Source organism: Bosea vestrisii (genome assembly GCF_030144325.1).
In the GTDB taxonomy this organism is placed as follows: Bacteria; Pseudomonadota; Alphaproteobacteria; order Rhizobiales; family Beijerinckiaceae; genus Allobosea; species Allobosea vestrisii_A.
Genome location: NZ_CP126307.1, coordinates 5,684,703 through 5,700,039 on the forward strand (window position 1 = coordinate 5,684,703; position 15,337 = coordinate 5,700,039).

At 67.6% G+C, this 15,337-nt stretch carries 12 protein-coding genes; 11 read left to right on the forward strand and 1 reads right to left on the reverse strand.

Translation table 11 applies throughout. The features are described 5' to 3' along the window. From QO058_RS28095 to QO058_RS28140, 10 genes are all read left to right on the forward strand, one after another. Positions 1-585 (forward strand): ANTAR domain-containing response regulator, encoded by a 585-nt coding sequence (locus tag QO058_RS28095; protein ID WP_284169503.1) that lies wholly within the window; start codon positions 1-3, stop codon positions 583-585. Continuing rightward, positions 582-1,628 carry a CmpA/NrtA family ABC transporter substrate-binding protein gene (locus QO058_RS28100; RefSeq protein ID WP_284169504.1) on the forward strand — a complete coding sequence of 349 codons (1,047 nt, stop codon included), beginning with the start codon at positions 582-584 and terminating at the stop codon, positions 1,626-1,628. The genes QO058_RS28095 and QO058_RS28100 overlap by 4 nt, the downstream gene beginning before the upstream one ends. Before the next feature lie 304 nt (positions 1,629-1,932). Continuing rightward, entirely contained in the window at positions 1,933-3,252 is a 1,320-nt protein-coding gene (locus QO058_RS28105; protein ID WP_284169505.1) for a CmpA/NrtA family ABC transporter substrate-binding protein, read from the forward strand. Positions 3,253-3,256: 4 nt separating this feature from the next. Then, positions 3,257-4,468, forward strand: a complete 1,212-nt coding sequence (locus QO058_RS28110; protein ID WP_284169506.1) for an NAD(P)/FAD-dependent oxidoreductase — start codon at positions 3,257-3,259, stop codon at positions 4,466-4,468. 2 nt (positions 4,469-4,470) lie between these two features. Continuing rightward, the gene (locus tag QO058_RS28115) at positions 4,471-7,167 is read left to right on the forward strand and encodes a nitrate reductase (RefSeq protein ID WP_284169508.1); all 2,697 of its coding nucleotides are present in this window, start codon (positions 4,471-4,473) and stop codon (positions 7,165-7,167) included. A 29-nt stretch (positions 7,168-7,196) separates the two neighbouring features. Beyond that, positions 7,197-8,105, forward strand: a complete 909-nt coding sequence (gene ntrB / locus QO058_RS28120; protein WP_284169509.1) for a nitrate ABC transporter permease — start codon at positions 7,197-7,199, stop codon at positions 8,103-8,105. Between the two features lie 11 nt (positions 8,106-8,116). Then, the gene (locus QO058_RS28125) at positions 8,117-8,914 is read left to right on the forward strand and encodes an ABC transporter ATP-binding protein (protein WP_284169511.1); all 798 of its coding nucleotides are present in this window, start codon (positions 8,117-8,119) and stop codon (positions 8,912-8,914) included. Positions 8,915-8,925: 11 nt separating this feature from the next. Continuing rightward, on the forward strand, positions 8,926-10,722 hold the full coding sequence (locus tag QO058_RS28130; RefSeq protein WP_284169512.1) for a NirA family protein: 1,797 nt from the start codon (positions 8,926-8,928) through the stop codon (positions 10,720-10,722). Next, positions 10,719-12,299 (forward strand): sulfite reductase subunit alpha, encoded by a 1,581-nt coding sequence (locus QO058_RS28135; RefSeq protein ID WP_284169513.1) that lies wholly within the window; start codon positions 10,719-10,721, stop codon positions 12,297-12,299. Before QO058_RS28130 ends, QO058_RS28135 begins: the two co-directional genes overlap by 4 nt. Before the next feature lie 89 nt (positions 12,300-12,388). After that, entirely contained in the window at positions 12,389-13,186 is a 798-nt protein-coding gene (locus tag QO058_RS28140) for an aldolase (protein ID WP_284169514.1), read from the forward strand. Between the two features lie 3 nt (positions 13,187-13,189). Here the strand turns inward: QO058_RS28140 and pdxR are convergent, their stop codons facing one another. After that, the gene (gene pdxR, locus QO058_RS28145) at positions 13,190-14,656 is read right to left on the reverse strand and encodes a MocR-like pyridoxine biosynthesis transcription factor PdxR (protein WP_284169515.1); all 1,467 of its coding nucleotides are present in this window, start codon (positions 14,654-14,656) and stop codon (positions 13,190-13,192) included. Positions 14,657-14,706: 50 nt separating this feature from the next. On the opposite strand from pdxR, the gene QO058_RS28150 reads away from it, so the two are divergent. Continuing rightward, positions 14,707-15,336: an FMN-binding negative transcriptional regulator gene (locus QO058_RS28150; protein WP_284169516.1), complete on the forward strand. Its 630-nt coding sequence runs from the start codon at positions 14,707-14,709 to the stop codon at positions 15,334-15,336. Position 15,337: the final 1 nt, after the last annotated feature.

Below are 15,337 nucleotides of genomic sequence, written 5' to 3' on the forward strand. Positions count from 1 at the left end.
ATGACGTCAGACATCAAGATCCTGGTTGTCGATGCGAACCCGATCCGGGCGGCCATCATCGAAGAGGGGCTGCGCGAGGCCGGCTTCAGCGCCATCGTCCGAACTAGCGAGACGAAGGGGCTGGTCGCTGCCATCGTGCAGCACGACCCGGACGTCGTCGTGATCGACCTGGAGAACCCCAGCCGCGACGCGCTCGCCGACATGTTCCAGGTCAGCCGCCATGTCAGGCGGCCGATCACCATGTTCGTTGACCAGTCGGATGCCGGCCAGATCGAGGCCGCGGTCGAGGCGGGCGTCTCGGCTTATATCGTCGACGGCCTCCGGAAGGAGCGGATGCAGCCGATCCTGCAGACCTGCATCAGCCGCTTCAACGCCTTCAGCAAGCTGCGCGAGGAGCTCGACGAGGCCCGCTCGCAGCTCGACGAGCGCAAGCTCATCGACCGCGCCAAGGGCATCGTCATGCGCCTGAAGGGGCTGGGCGAGGACGAGGCCTACACCCTGATGCGCCGCACTGCGATGAACGAGAAGCGCAAGCTGGCCGACATCGCCCGTTCGATCATCACTGCCGCCGAGGTGTTGAAATGACCCTGCGCCTGCGGATCGGCTTCCTGCCGCTGGTCGATGCGGCCCTGCTGGTCGCTGTCGCCGATACCGGAATCGCCGACGCTCACGGGCTCGCGCTCGAACTCGTGCGCGACGTGTCCTGGTCGAACCTGCGCGACCGCCTGCATGTGCGCCTGCTCGACGCCGCGCATATGCTGGCACCGGCGGCAATCGCCTCGACGCTCGGCATCGGTGGCGTCACCGCGCCAATGGCGGCCCCGATCCTGCTGAACCTGAACGGCAATGCGCTCACCGTATCGGCGCGCCGCTTCGATGAGATGGCGCGCGTTGCGACAGGCGATCTGGCGGACCCGCTGGTCTCAGCGCAGGCGCTCGCGACGCTGATCTCCGCCCGCAAGGCGTCTGGCCTGCCACCGCTCGCCTTCGCCGCGGTCTTCGGCTTCTCCTGCCACACCTATCTGCTGCGCGACTGGATGGCGCTCGCCGGTATCCGCCTCGGCGAGGATGTCCGGCTCGAGATTGTGCCGCCGGTCCGCACGGTCGAGGCGCTGGCCAGCGGCGAGGTCGACGGCTTCTGCGCCGGCGCGCCCTGGAACACCCTGGCAGTGGAGGCCGGCGCCGGCGCGATCCTGCATTGCGGCGTCGATCTCATGCCGGATTTGCCGGAAAAGGTGCTGGCCTGGCGCGCCGATGACGTCGATCGGCGAAGCGAGGCAGTCTCGCGCCTGAACGCGGCGTTGATAGAAGCGAGTCGCTGGGTCTCGGACGAAGCGAATTGGCCTAGCCTCGCCCGCTTGCTCGCGGCCCCCGATCGCCTCGCGGCGCCCGCCGCCTTGATCGAAGCGATCCTGCGTGGCGACATCGTCCAGGGCGGCGGGCGGCCGCTCCGGCAGGTGCCGTCCTATATCCGCTTCGACAGCGCTGCGATCCATCCCGATCCAGCTCAGGCCGACCGCCTGCTCGCCGCAATGGCGCGGGCCGGGCAGGTCGTGGTTACGCCCGATTTGACCGAGCGGGCGCGGGCGGTCTTCAGGCCGCTCGTCACAGAAGCGCTGCAGGGATGAAATTCTAGGCATGCCTTAAAATTGTGCAGATGCGATAGAATTGTGCGGCGCACAAAAGTGGATGATGGGCGCCGATTACCTCCGCATATCGAGGTAATTTGAAATAATTCAAATGCTTGCCGCCAGCCTTTGAGTTGGCACGGTCCTTGTAACGCTTGCCTCGACCGCGGCCAATGTTGCCCGCGAGCAAGTTCGAAATCGGAACGCACAGCAACGCCGCTGTCGAAGGGAGCCCGGCAGGGGCGCTTTCGCGCGGCGTTTTCGTTTTCGCGGACACCAGACCGTTCACGAGGGAAAGCGATCGATGACCAAGACCGTCAAGACCACGGTAGCAGTTCTCCAGACCGGGCCGAGCCGTCGCGACTTCCTGAATCTGACCGGGGCGGCCGCGGTCGCCGCCGCTGCCAAGCTGAGCTTTCCGAGCGGCGCCTTCGCGCAGGCCGCTGGCCCAGAGGTCAAGGGCACGCGCCTCGGCTACATCGCCCTGACCGATGCGGCGCCGTTGGTCATCGCCAAGGAGAAGGGCCTCTTCGCCAAATACGGCCTGCCCGACATAGACATCGCCAAGCAGGCCTCCTGGGGCGCGACGCGCGACAACATGGCGCTCGGCTTCAAGAACAACGGCATCGATGGCGGCCACATCCTGCGTCCCAAGACGCATCTCTATTCGACCGGCAAGGTCATGCAGAACGGCCAGCCACTGCCGATGTACACGCTGCTCAACCTGAACCAGGACGGGCAGGCGATCTCGGTTTCCAATGAATACAAGGACCTGAACGTCCAGAAAGACGCCTCGCCGCTGAAGCAGGCCTTCGAGCGCAAGAAGGCGGCCGGCAAGGAACTCACTGCCGCCATGACCTTCCCGGGCGGCACCCATGATCTCTGGATCCGCTACTGGCTGGCTGCCGGGGGCATCGACCCCGACAGCGACATCAAGGTGATCGTTGTGCCGCCGCCGCAGATGGTGGCGAACATGAAGGTCGGCACCATGGACTGCTTCTGCGTCGGCGAGCCCTGGAACGAGCAGCTCGTCAACCAGAACATCGGCTACACCGCGCTGACCACCGGCGAGCTCTGGTTCCGGCATCCCGAGAAGATCCTGGGCATGCGCGCCGATTTCGTCGACGCCAATCCCAAGGCGACGCAGGCCATCCTGATGGCGGTGATGGAGGCCCAGATGTGGGCCGACAAGATGGAGAACCGCCAGGAACTCGCCGAGATCGTCGGCAAGCGGCAATGGTTCAACGTCCCGGTCAACGACATCAACAAGCGCCTGCAAGGCGACATCAATTACGGCAATGGCCGCGAGGTAAAGGGCACGAACCTCTACATGAAGTTCTGGGGCGAGGGCGGCACCGTTTCCTACCCTTGGAAGAGCCACGACAGCTGGTTCGTCACCGAGAACATCCGCTGGGGCAAGTTCGACACCAATACCGATATCAAGGCGCTGGTCGACAAGACCAACCGCTCGGACCTCTGGTCGGAAGCGGCCAAGACGCTCGGCGTGGCCGGCGCGCCGACCGGCGACTCGCGCGGTGTCGAGACCTTCTTCGACGGCGTGAAGTTCGATCCGGCGGCGCCGCTCGACTATCTCAAGGCGCTCAAGATCAAGCGGGTGGCCTGACACGATGGCCGAGCCGCTCGTCATCGTCGGCAAGGGCATGGCGGCGACCAGGCTGGTCGACGAGCTCAGCCAGCGGGCGCTCGGCCGCTATTCCATCGCGGTGATCGGGGCGGAGCCCAGGCTCGCCTACAACCGGGTGCTGCTCTCGCCGCTGCTCGCCGGCGAGATCGGCGAGCCGGAGATCGAATTGAAGCCCGCCGCCTGGTGGCAGGCGCGCGGCGTCTCGATGCTCTACGGCAAGCCGGTCACCGGCATCGACCGGGTGGCGAAGTCGGTGACGCTGGCCGATGGCCTCGCTCTGCCATATGGCAAGCTCGTTCTCGCCACCGGCTCGCGCCCTCTGATGCCGCCGGTGCCGGGTTTCGAACTGCCCGGCGTCGCGACCTTCCGCGATGTCGCCGATGTCGCGCTGTTCCGCACAGTCGCCGCAACCGGTGCGCGCGTCGTGGTGATCGGCGGCGGCCTGCTCGGACTGGAGGCGGCCTACGGGCTCGCCAGGATCGGTGCCAAGGTCACGGTCCTGCATCTGGCCGACCGGTTGATGGAGCGCCAGCTCGACCGCGAGGGCGCTGGCCTGCTCGCAGCCGAGATCACAGCCCGCGGCATCGACATCCGGTTGAACTGCACGGCCGAGCGCTTCGTCGGCGAGGGGCGCGTCGAGGCGGTGGAGCTGACCGATGGCAGCGTGATCCCGGCCGATCTCGTCGTCGTCGCAATAGGCGTGGGCCCGCGGGTCGATCTCGCGGTCGCGGCAGGGCTCGACGTCAATCGCGGTATCGACGTCGACGACGGTCTTGCCAGCAGCGATCCTTCGATCTTCGCCATCGGCGAATGCGCCGAGCATCGCGGCCTGGTCTATGGCCTGGTCGAACCGGCTTATGAGCAGGCCCGGGTGCTGGCGACGCGACTTGCTGGCGGAACGGCGCGCTATACGGGCTCGCTGCTGGCGACCAATCTCAAGGTCAGCGGTGTCAGCGTCTTCTCAGCCAGCTCCGTCGAACCGGGAGAGGGCGACGAAGTCCTGCTGCTGCGCGACCCGGCCATGGGTGTCTATCGCAAGTTCGTGCTGCGCGAGGGCCGGCTCGCCGGCTGTGTTCTGGTCGGCGATACCACCGGCGCGCTGTTCTATCTCGGCTTGATCCGCTCGCAGCAGGACATCTCGCCGATCCGTGCGGACCTGCCCTTTGGCGAAGCCTATTGCGCGAGGGCGGCCTGATCATGCGCCACGACGCCCCGCTCGCCGGCCTCATCGGGACACGCACGACCTGCCCCTATTGCGGGGTCGGCTGCGGCGTGCTCGCGACCCCGGACGACAAGGGCGGTGTGGCGATCGCCGGCGACCCGGATCATCCGGCCAATCGCGGCCGGCTCTGCTCGAAGGGTTCGGCGCTCGGCGAGACGCTCGGCCTCGGTACCCGTGTCCTGCATCCGCTGAAGCGCAACGCCCGCGGCGCTTACGGCCGGGTGTCCTGGGACGAGGCGCTCGATGCCGTCGCTGATGGTCTGAAGGCGATCATCGAGCGTGACAGCCCCGAGGCGGTCGCCTTCTATCTCTCCGGCCAGCTGCTGACCGAGGACTATTACGTCGCCAACAAGCTGATGAAGGGCTTCATCGGCTCACCCCATGTCGACACCAATTCGCGGCTCTGCATGGCCTCGACAGTGGCGGGCCACCGCCGTGTGCTCGGCTCCGATACGGTGCCCGGCAATTACGAGGACCTAGACAGCGCCGACCTGATCGTGCTGGTCGGCTCCAACACCGCATGGTGCCACCCGGTCCTGTTTCGCCGCATCCAGCAGAACCGGAGTGATCGCGGCGCCAAGGTGGTGGTGATCGATCCGCGCGTCACCGCGACTGCGGAGGACGCCGATCTCATCCTGCCGCTGAAGCCGGGCTCGGACAGCGCGCTCTTTGCCGGTCTGCTGGTCCATCTCGCCGACTGCGGACTGCTCGACAGTGGCTATATCGAGCGTCATGTCGCCGGCTTCGAGGCCGCGCTTGCCAATGCTCGCGAGATCGCGCCGGACATTGCCGCCGTCGTAAGCCTAACCGGCCTGTCGCAGGCGGATATCGCCAGCTTCTACGCGCTCTGGGCCGGCACGCCCGCCGTCGTCACGGCCTGGAGCCAGGGCGTCAACCAGTCGGCGCAGGGTACCGACAAGGTCGCGGCGATCCTGCATTGTCATCTCGCCACCGGCCGCATTGGCAAGCCGGGCTGCGGCCCGTTCTCGCTGACCGGCCAGCCCAACGCCATGGGTGGGCGCGAGGTCGGCGGCCTCGCGAACATGCTCGCTGCCCATATGGGCTATTCGCCGGCTGAGATCGATCGCGTCCGCCGCTTTTGGGGCGCGCCACGCATGGCGCAGGCCGAGGGCCTCAAGGCCGTCGCCATGATGGACTCCGTCGCCGACGGTCGCCTCAAGGCGATGTGGGTGATGGCGACCAATCCGGCCGTCTCGCTGCCGCGCGCCGACGCGGTTCAGGCGGCGCTGCGCGGGCTCGATCTCTTCGTCGTCTCCGAGAACGTCCTCTCAAACGACACGCTCGCCGCCGGCCCGCATTACATTCTGCCCGCCGCCGCCTGGGGCGAGAAGGATGGCACCGTCACCAATTCCGAGCGCCGCATCTCGCGCCAGCGCGGCTTCCTGCCGCTGCCGGGTGAGGTCAAGCCCGATTGGTGGATCATCTGCGAGGTCGCCGAACGCCTCGGTTTCGAGGAGGCCTTCGACTATGCCGGCCCGCACGAGATCTATGCCGAGCACGCCGCGCTGTCGGCTTTCGAGAACGTGGGCAGCCGCGACTTCGATATCGGCGCCCACGCCGAGCTGACGCGCCAGGCCTACGACACGCTGGCCCCGGTGCAGTGGCCCGTTCCCGTGGGCAAGCCGGAAGGCACGGCCCGCCTCTTCGCCGAAGGCGGTTTCTTCACCGCCGACCGCAAAGCGACGATGCAGCCGCTCGCGATCCCTGCGCTCGCAGCGTCGACCAGCGAGGCCTTCCCGCTGCTGCTCAACACCGGCCGTGTCCGCGACCATTGGCATACGATGACGCGCACCGGTCTGAGCCCGCGTCTCTCGGCTCATATTGCGGAGCCGACGGTGCTTGTGCATCCCGATGATGCAGAGCGGTTTGCCCTCACTAACGGGGGCTTCGCACGGACCACGACTGCACATGGCGCTGTCGTGCTCAAGGTCGCGCTCGATCCCGGTGCGCAAAAGGGCTCGATCTTCGCCCCGATCCATTGGTCGGCCGAGACCGCCTCGGACGCTCGCGTCGGCGATGCCGTCCAGCCGCTGGTCGATCCGTTCTCCGGGCAGCCCGAGATGAAGGCGACGCCGGCTGCGATCACGCCGGTTTCCTTCCGCTCGCGTGGCTTCCTGCTTGGTGGCGACGGCTTCATCCTGCCGGAAGGAAGCTGGTGGACGCGCGTCGCCGTCGAGAGCGGGCAGGGCCGGCTCTTCGCGACGCGGGCCGATGCTGCCGAGATCATGCAGCTCGCCCACGAGGTCTTTGGCACCGAGGGGCTGCTCGAGATGGTCGATGCCGAGCGCGGGCTCTATCGCTGTGCTCTGATCCGCGATGGCCGGCTCGCTGCCGCGCTCTTCCTTGGGCCGGACCACGACGCCCCGGTCTGGGATGCGGTCAAGCTCGTCTTTGCCGGCGATGCGGTCGATCCGCGTCAACGCCTCGCACTCCTCTCCGGCCGCAGCCTCGACGGTGCCGCCGACCGGGGTCCGACGGTTTGCGCCTGCTTCGGCGTCGGGCTGAATGCCATCCGTGCCGCCTTCGCCGAGGGCGCCGCGATCACGGTCGAGGATATCGGCCGCAAGCTCAAGGCCGGCACGAATTGCGGTTCGTGCCTTCCCGAAATCCGCCGCATCGGCGCGCAGCAGCGCGTGGAGGTGCCGGCATGAACGCACCGATCGATCATGGGAGAGACGGAATGGCTCAGGCTGCCTTGAAGGACGCCGGTGCGGGCGCAAAGGTCGTCGCTTTGCCGGCCGCGAGCGCGGGCGTGGTGGCGTTGCCCCAGGGGACCGGTAAGTCGCTGCGCGAGAGACTGGCGCCGCTGGCGAAGTCGGTGCTCGTCAGCGTGATACCGCCGCTGATCACGGTCGCGCTGATCCTGCTGTTCTGGCAGATCGCGGCTTCCGGCCCGCAATCCTCGCTGCCGCCGCCGACGAAAATCTGGACCGAAGCCAAGGACCTGATCACCGAGCCGTTCTTCTGGGCGGGATCGCAGGACATCGGCCTCGGCTGGCGCATCCTGGTCTCGCTCCAGCGGGTTGCCATCGGCTTCGGCCTCGCCGCGATCGTCGGCATCCTCCTCGGCGCGCTCGTCGGCCAGTCGGTCTGGGCGATGCGGGGCTTGGATCCCGTCTTCCAGGTGCTGCGCACCGTGCCGCCGCTCGCCTGGCTGCCGCTCTCGCTCGCGGCCTTCCGCGACAGCCAGCCCTCGGCGATCTTCGTGATCTTCATCACCGCGATCTGGCCGGTGATCATCAACACCGCCGTCGGCATCCGCAACATCCCGCAGGACTACCGCAACGTCGCGCAGGTGCTGCGGCTGAACCAGGTCGAATTCTTCTTCAAGGTGATGGTGCCGTCGGCCGCGCCTTACATCTTCACCGGCCTGCGGATCGGCGTCGGCCTGTCCTGGCTCGCCATCGTTGCGGCCGAGATGCTGACCGGCGGTGTCGGCATCGGCTTCTTCATCTGGGACGCGTGGAACTCCTCGCGCCTGTCCGACATCATCGTGGCTCTCGTCTACATCGGCGTGGTCGGCTTCGTGCTCGACCGGCTGGTCGCCTTCGTCGGCACGATCGTCACCCGCGGCACCGCCGTCCAGTGAGGAGCACGAGCATGACCGGCCCCTATCTCAAGATCGACCATGTCGAGAAGACCTTCCAGCGCGGCGCGGCCTCGACCAACGTGCTGAAGGACATCAATCTCGTCATCGACAAGGGCGAGTACGTCTCCGTCATCGGCCATTCCGGCTGCGGCAAGTCGACCTTGCTCAACATCGTCGCCGGACTGACGCCGGTGAGCGCCGGTGCGGTCCTGCTCGAGGGCAAGGAGGTCAACTCGCCCGGCCCGGAACGCGCGGTCGTGTTTCAGAACCACTCGCTGCTGCCATGGCTGACCGTCTACGACAATGTCGCGCTTGCCGTGAACAAGGTCTTCCGCGGCGTGAAGAGCAAGGCGCAGCGGCATGAGTGGATCATGCACAATCTTGACCTCGTCCAGATGGCCCATGCGAAGGACAAGCGCCCTGCCGAGATCTCAGGCGGCATGAAGCAGCGTGTCGGCATCGCCCGCGGCCTCTCGATGGAGCCGAAGATCCTGCTGCTCGACGAGCCCTTCGGTGCGCTCGACGCGCTGACCCGCGCCCATCTGCAGGATTCGATCATGCAGATCCACGCCGCGCTCGGGAACACGATGATCATGATCACCCATGACGTCGACGAAGCCGTGCTGCTCTCGGATCGGATCGTGATGATGACCAACGGCCCCTCCGCCCGCATCGGCGAGGTGCTCGATGTCCGGCTGGAACGTCCGCGCAAGCGGCTCGATCTCGTCTCCGACCGCACCTACATCGCCGCCCGCGAAGCGGTGCTGAAATTCCTCTACGAGCGCCACCGCTTCGTCGAGGCGGCGTGACGGCACCGGCCATGAGCAACGACTTCTCTCCCGACCAGAAGCGCTATCTCGAAGGCTTCATGAGCGGCATGCAGTCGGCTCGCGCCGCGCGTGGCCTCGGGCCGCTCGGCGGAGCAGGCGGGCAGGGCTGTGCTGCGCCGTCTGGCCCCGACAGGGAGCATGCCGAGGCGCAGGCGAAGATCGTTGCCGGCGGCGGCAAGCTGGTCGACCAGGAGAAGTGGAAGGCGGCCGAGCACCCCTTCGACGCCTATGCCCGCTTCAAGGACCAGGCTTCGTCGGGCACCTATCCGAAGCCGGAAGACAATTTCCGCTGGCGCTACCACGGCCTGTTCTATGTCGCTCCGGCACAGGACAGCTATATGTGCCGGCTGCGTATCCCGAACGGCATCCTCAAGGCCTGGCAGTTCGAGGGCGTCGCCGATCTCGCCGAGCAGCTCTGTGGCACCTACAGCCATGTCACCACCCGCGCCAACCTGCAGGTCCGCGAAATCTCAGCCGCGAACGCGCCGCTGCTGCTCGAAGGCCTCGCCGATCTCGGCCTCACCGCCAAGGGCTCCGGCGCCGACAATATCCGCAACGTCACGGGATCGGCGACCGCCGGCATCGATCCGCTCGAACTGCTCGACACGCGCCCGCATGCCCGTGCCTGGCACCACCACATCCTCAACGACCGCTCGCTTTACGGCCTGCCGCGCAAGTTCAACGTCGCCTTCGATGGTGCCGGCTCGATCGCGACGCTGGAGGACACCAACGATATCGGCTTCCAGGCGATCGAGATCGGCGAGGGCGCGGCCTTCGAGGGGCAGCCGGTTGAGCCCGGCATCTGGTATCGGCTCGCGCTTGGCGGCATCACCGGCCATCACGACCTCGCCCGCGATACCGGCATCGTCGTCGCGCCCTCCGATACCGTCGCGGTCGCGGATGCGATCGTGCGCGTCTTCGTCGCCAATGGCGACCGCACCAACCGCGCGAAGGCGCGGCTGAAATACGTCCTCGATGCCTGGGGCTTCGACAAGTTCCTCGCCGCCGTCGAGGAGAGGCTCGGCCGCCGGCTGATCCGGGTCGATGCATCCTTCGTGAAGCCGCGCCCGGTTTACGACCGGCTCGCCCATATTGGCGTGCACAGGCAGGCTCAGCCCGGCTTGAACTGGATCGGCGTCGCCCTGCCGGTCGGCAAGCTCACCATCGCGCAGATGCGGACCCTCGCGGCGATCTCGAAAGCATGCGGCGACGGCGATATCCGCCTGACGGTCTGGCAGAACCTGCTGATCTCCGGCGTACCGGACGCGAAGGTCGACGACGTCATCGCCAATCTGACGGCGTGCGGCCTTTCCGCCGAGACCTCCGTGCTGCGCGCCGGGCTGATCGCCTGCACCGGCGCGACCGGCTGCAAGTTCGCCGCCGCCCATACCAAGGAGGATGCGCTCGCCATCGCCGCCCATTGCGAACCGCGCATCACGCTGGACCAGCCGGTCAACATCCATCTCACCGGCTGCCATCATTCCTGCGCCCAGCATTATATCGGCGATCTCGGCCTGATCGGCGCCAAGGTGCCGGTGAACGAGGAGGGCGACACCGTGCCGGGCTATGACCTCCTCGTCGGCGGCGGCTACGGCGTCGATGGCGGCATGGCCCGGCCCTTCCGCGAGAAGGTCACGGCCGAGGAGGCGCCGGCACTGGTCGAGGCGATCCTGCGCACCTGGCAGGCGCATCGCGTTGCGCCCGATGAAAGCTTCGTCGCCTTCGCTCGCCGTCATGAGATCGCGGCGCTTCAGGCGCTGGTCGCTGAGACGGGAGAGGCGGCATGACCGTCCAGGCGCCGAACCCGCTGGTCCAGGTCCTGCCCGAGACCGCGCCCTTCAGCGAAGAGCAACGCTCCTGGCTCAACGGCTTCTTCGCCGGGCTGCTCTCGCTCGACAATGCCGGCGTCACCGCGCTGTCACCCGCCGAGAATGCTGCCGTGATGGGCGAGGCCGATGACGGCGCGCCCTGGCACGATCCGGCGATGGCGATCACCGACCGGATGCAGCTTGCCGAGGGCAAGCCGCTGCCGCGCAAGCTCTTCGCCGCCATGGCGCAGCAGGATTGCGGCCAGTGCGGCTATGTCTGCGAGACCTATTCGGCCGCGATCGCCGAGGGCAAGGAAGGCCGGCTCAACCTCTGCGCGCCCGGTGGCAAGGAAACGCTGCGCCAGCTCAAGGCGTTGATGGAAGAAGGTGGCGCGCCGGCCGCCGCACCCACCGAGGTCGTGCCCAGCGCGCCAGTTGGTCCGATCGGGCGTAGCCGCGAGAACCCGGCGCTCGCCACTTTCCTGTCGCGGCACAAGCTCAATGGCGAAGGCTCCGAGAAGGAGACCTGGCATGTCGAGTTCGACCTCAGCGAGAGCGGTCTCGACTACATCGTCGGCGATGCCTTCGGCATCGTCGCGCAGAATGATCCGCGTCTCGTCGATGCGGTGATCGCGCTGCTCGGTGCGCGGCCCGATGCCGATCTCGGGGGCAAGAGCCTGCGCGAAAAGCTGCTGGCCGATTGCGGGCTCGGGCCGGCGCCCGACGCGCTGTTCCAGCTGATTTCTTATGTCACCGGCGGCGAGACCCGCCAGAAGGCCAAGCGACTGGCGGCCGGCGAGGATCCGGATAGCGATCTCGACCGGCTCGACGTGCTTGGCACGCTGCACAAGTTCTCGGCGGCGCGACTCTCACCGGAAGCTTTCGTCGAGGCGCTCGATCCGTTGCAGCCGCGGCTCTACTCGATCTCCTCCTCCTGCAACGCCACGCCGGGGCGGATTTCGCTGACGGTCGATACAGTCCGCTACAAGGTTGGCTCGCGCCCGCGCTGGGGCGTTGCCTCGACCTTTTTGGGCGAGCGCGTGCAGCGCGGTGACAAGGTCCCGGTCTATGTCCAGCGCGCTCATGGCTTCGGCCTGCCGTCGAACCCGGAGACGCCGGTGATCATGTGCGGCCCTGGCACCGGCGTCGCGCCGTTCCGCGCCTTCCTGCACGACCGCAAGGCGACCGGCGCCAAGGGAAAGAACTGGCTGTTCTTCGGCCATCAACGCCGCGCCAGCGACTTCTTCTACGAGGATGAGCTTAACGCGATGAAGCAGGAGGGGGTGCTCACCGGCCTCACCCTCGCCTGGTCGCGCGACGGCAAGGAGAAGATTTACGTCCAGGACCGGATGCGCGAGCGTGGCGCCGAGCTCTTCGCCTGGCTGGAGCAGGGCGCCCACTTCTATGTCTGCGGCGACGCCAAGCGCATGGCCAAGGATGTCGAGCGCGCCATGGTCGATGTCGTCGCCGAGCATGGCGGGCGTTCGGTCGATGATGCCGTGGCCTATGTCGCGGCACTGAAGAAGGCCGGCCGCTATCAGGCCGACGTCTATTGAGAGCCGCCATGCGGCCGTCACCGCGGGCCTGTTCACCTGGTGCAGGACGGCCCGCTTGCCCGGCGCCGATCCGGCCCTAGACTAGGCGCATGGCACACTCCCTGAAGGCTGGCGCGGCGCCGGCAATCTCCGCCGGCATGAACCAGCCGAACCTCGATTCCGACGCGGTCTGGGAGACCAGGCGCGATCTCGCCGCCTGCTTCCGCATGGCGGCGCGCTACGGCTTCGAGGAGGGCATCTGCAACCATTTCTCGGCGCTGGTGCCGGGCTATGACGACCTCTTCATCGTCAATCCCTATGGCTGGGCTTTTCGCGAACTCACCGCCTCGAAGCTGCTGATCTGCGATTTCCACGGCAATGTCGTCGCCGGGGAAGGCCAGCCCGAGGCGACCGCCTTCTACATCCACGCCCGCGTTCACAAGAACCTGCCGCGCGCCCGCGTCGCCTTCCACACCCACATGCCCTATGCGACGGCGCTCTCGATGACCGAAGGCGATCCGCTGATTTTCGCCGGGCAGACGGCGCTGAAGTTCTACGGCCGCACCGCGTTCGACCGCGACTATAACGGCTTGGCCCTCGACGAGCGCGAGGGTGACCGTATCGCCGGCGCGGTCGGCGATGCCGACATCGTCTTCATGAAGCACCACGGCGTGATGGTGCTCGGCCCGACCATCGCCGAGGCCTGGGACGATCTCTATTATCTCGAGCGCGCCTGCGAGGTGCAGGCGCTGGCGCTCTCGACCGGCCGGCAGGTGCTGCCGGTGAAGCCGGAGATCGCCGAAGCGGCCTATCGCCAGATGCGTGAGGGCGACCCGGAATCGGCGCGCCTGCACCTGGCCTCGATCCGCCGCCAGCTCGATGCCGAAGAGCCGGTCTATCGCGACTGAGGCCTAGGCACCGAGCTGCCGGAGCAAGGTGTCCAGTCGCTCGACGCCAGCGATGATCTGCGCCTCGTCGAGCGCGGCATAGCCGATGACGAGGCCGGCGCGGCGGTCGGGATCGTCCGGCCGGTCATAGAGCCCGCTCACGCCATAGAGGCCGAGCGAGGCGGCCGTAGCCCGCTCCGTCAGCTCGCTCTCGCGCGACTGCGGTAGTCCGTTGATCCAGGCGAGCACGTGCAGACCGGCATCGGTGCCGGAAATCGTGACGCGCTCGGGCAGGTGTTCGTGGAGCGCCTTCAAGAGAGCGACACGCCGTTCGCCATTGCGGCGTCTGACGCGGCGCACATGCCGCTCATAGGCACCGCTCGCGATCAGCTCGGCCAAGGCAGCCTGTTCCAGCTCCGGGGTATGGCGATCCACCATGCGCTTGGCCCGGGTGAAGATCTCGCGCAGCGCCGGTGGCAGCACGAGATAGCCGAGCCGCAGGGTCGGCGAGAGCGTCTTGGAGACAGTGCCGAGATAGATCACGCTGCCGACCCGATCGAGCGAGCTCAGCGGTGGCACAGGGCCGACGCCATGGCGATACTCGGCGTCGTAATCATCCTCGATGATGAAGGCGCCATGGCGCGCCGCCCAGGCGAGCAATTCCTGCCGGCGCGGCGCCGACAGGATGCTGCCGAGCGGCAATTGATGCGAGGGCGTGACGAAGGCGAGGCGCGCCGGTGGCAGGGCAGCTGTCTGCATACCCTCGCGATCGACCGGTTGCGGCGAAAGCTCGGCGCCTGCCGCCAGGAAGGCCTGGCGCGCCAGATTGTAGCTGGGGTCCTCGATGACGACGCGGTCGCCGGGGTCGAGCAGCAGCCTTGTACAGAGATCGAAGCCCTGCTGCGAGCCGTTGACGACGAGGATGTCGTCGGCCTCGCAGCGCAGGCCGCGGGCGCGCCAGAGATAACCTTGCAGCGCCACGCGCAGCTCCGGCAGGCCGCGCGGATCGCCATAGCGCAGGCGGGCCGGCCGCCTCGTCACCGCATTGGCCAGCGCCCGCCGCCAGGCCAGCGTCGGGAAATCGCCGCCGGCGAGCTCGCCATAGCGGAAATCGAGCGCGAAGGGCTGCGGGGTCCAGGGAATGGGCGCGGCGGACGCCAGCCGTCGACCATAGGCGGAGAGCTCGGTCGTGCGAGGCGAAGGCGTGTCTCTCGCTGCCAACTCCGCCTGAGCCAGCCCAGCCGCGACCCGCGCCCGCGCGCCGGGGCGGGTTTCGAGATAACCTTCCGCCGCCAACTGCTCGAAGGCGGCCGTGACGGTGGTGCGCGACAGGCCCCATTCGGCCGCGAGCGCCCGCGTCGATGGCAGGCGCGAGCCGGGTGCATGGACACCGGCCGCGATCTCGCGCTTGATCGCTGCGACGACACGGCGTTGGGCGCCGACATCGTGCTCGACTGGTCCAGTTGGAATGCTCGAAACTGGTCGTTTCACGCGGGCCAGATTAGCGGCATGACGGCGGCGACCGCAAGGAGACCTGTTCGATGTACACGCCGCCGGCCTTCCGCGTCGACGACCGCGCCGAGATCCACGCGATGATGCGCGCCTGCCGGCTCGCTACCCTCGTCACGGCCACGGCCGAGGGGTTGCTCGCGACGCCGCTGCCGCTGATCCTGGCGGAGGAGGAGGGTGAGTTCGGCGTGCTCCATGGCCATCTCGCCCGTGCCAATCCGCAATGGCAGAAGGCGGCGATCGGCGAGGCCATGGTCCTGTTCAACGGACCCGACGCCTATGTCACGCCGTCCTGGTACGAGACCAAGCGCGAGACCGGCAAGGTCGTGCCGACCTGGAACTACCAGGCGGTGCACGCCTACGGCCCGGCCGAGTTCTTCGACGATCCCGAGCGGCTGCTCGATGCGGTTACGCGTCTCACCAACCTGCATGAGGGCACGCGGGCCGAGCCCTGGGCGGTCGACGACGCGCCGCCCGCTTTCGTCCAGGCGCAGCTGCGCGGCATCGTCGGCCTGCGCATCCCGATCACCCGGCTCGAAGGCAAGCGCAAGATGAGCCAGAACCGCCCGCTGGCCGACCGCGTCGGCGTTGCTGAGGGGCTGGCCGCGAGCGAGCGCGCCAGCGACCTCACCGTCGCCGCGATGGTGCCGACCGAGGGCTGAC

Excerpts from the sequence above, each read along its gene's own strand:
- QO058_RS28095 (WP_284169503.1), top strand. The coding sequence starts at position 1 with ATGACGTCAGACATCAAGATCCTGGTTGTCGATGCGAACCCGATCCGG.
- QO058_RS28110 (WP_284169506.1), top strand. The coding sequence starts at position 3,257 with ATGGCCGAGCCGCTCGTCATCGTCGGCAAGGGCATGGCGGCGACCAGG.
- QO058_RS28105 (WP_284169505.1), top strand. The coding sequence starts at position 1,933 with ATGACCAAGACCGTCAAGACCACGGTAGCAGTTCTCCAGACCGGGCCG.
- QO058_RS28135 (WP_284169513.1), top strand. The coding sequence starts at position 10,719 with ATGACCGTCCAGGCGCCGAACCCGCTGGTCCAGGTCCTGCCCGAGACC.
- QO058_RS28115 (WP_284169508.1), top strand. The coding sequence starts at position 4,471 with ATGCGCCACGACGCCCCGCTCGCCGGCCTCATCGGGACACGCACGACC.
- QO058_RS28125 (WP_284169511.1), top strand. The coding sequence starts at position 8,117 with ATGACCGGCCCCTATCTCAAGATCGACCATGTCGAGAAGACCTTCCAG.
- QO058_RS28130 (WP_284169512.1), top strand. The coding sequence starts at position 8,926 with ATGAGCAACGACTTCTCTCCCGACCAGAAGCGCTATCTCGAAGGCTTC.
- ntrB (WP_284169509.1), top strand. The coding sequence starts at position 7,197 with ATGGCTCAGGCTGCCTTGAAGGACGCCGGTGCGGGCGCAAAGGTCGTC.
- QO058_RS28150 (WP_284169516.1), top strand. The coding sequence starts at position 14,707 with ATGTACACGCCGCCGGCCTTCCGCGTCGACGACCGCGCCGAGATCCAC.
- QO058_RS28140 (WP_284169514.1), top strand. The coding sequence starts at position 12,389 with ATGGCACACTCCCTGAAGGCTGGCGCGGCGCCGGCAATCTCCGCCGGC.
- QO058_RS28100 (WP_284169504.1), top strand. The coding sequence starts at position 582 with ATGACCCTGCGCCTGCGGATCGGCTTCCTGCCGCTGGTCGATGCGGCC.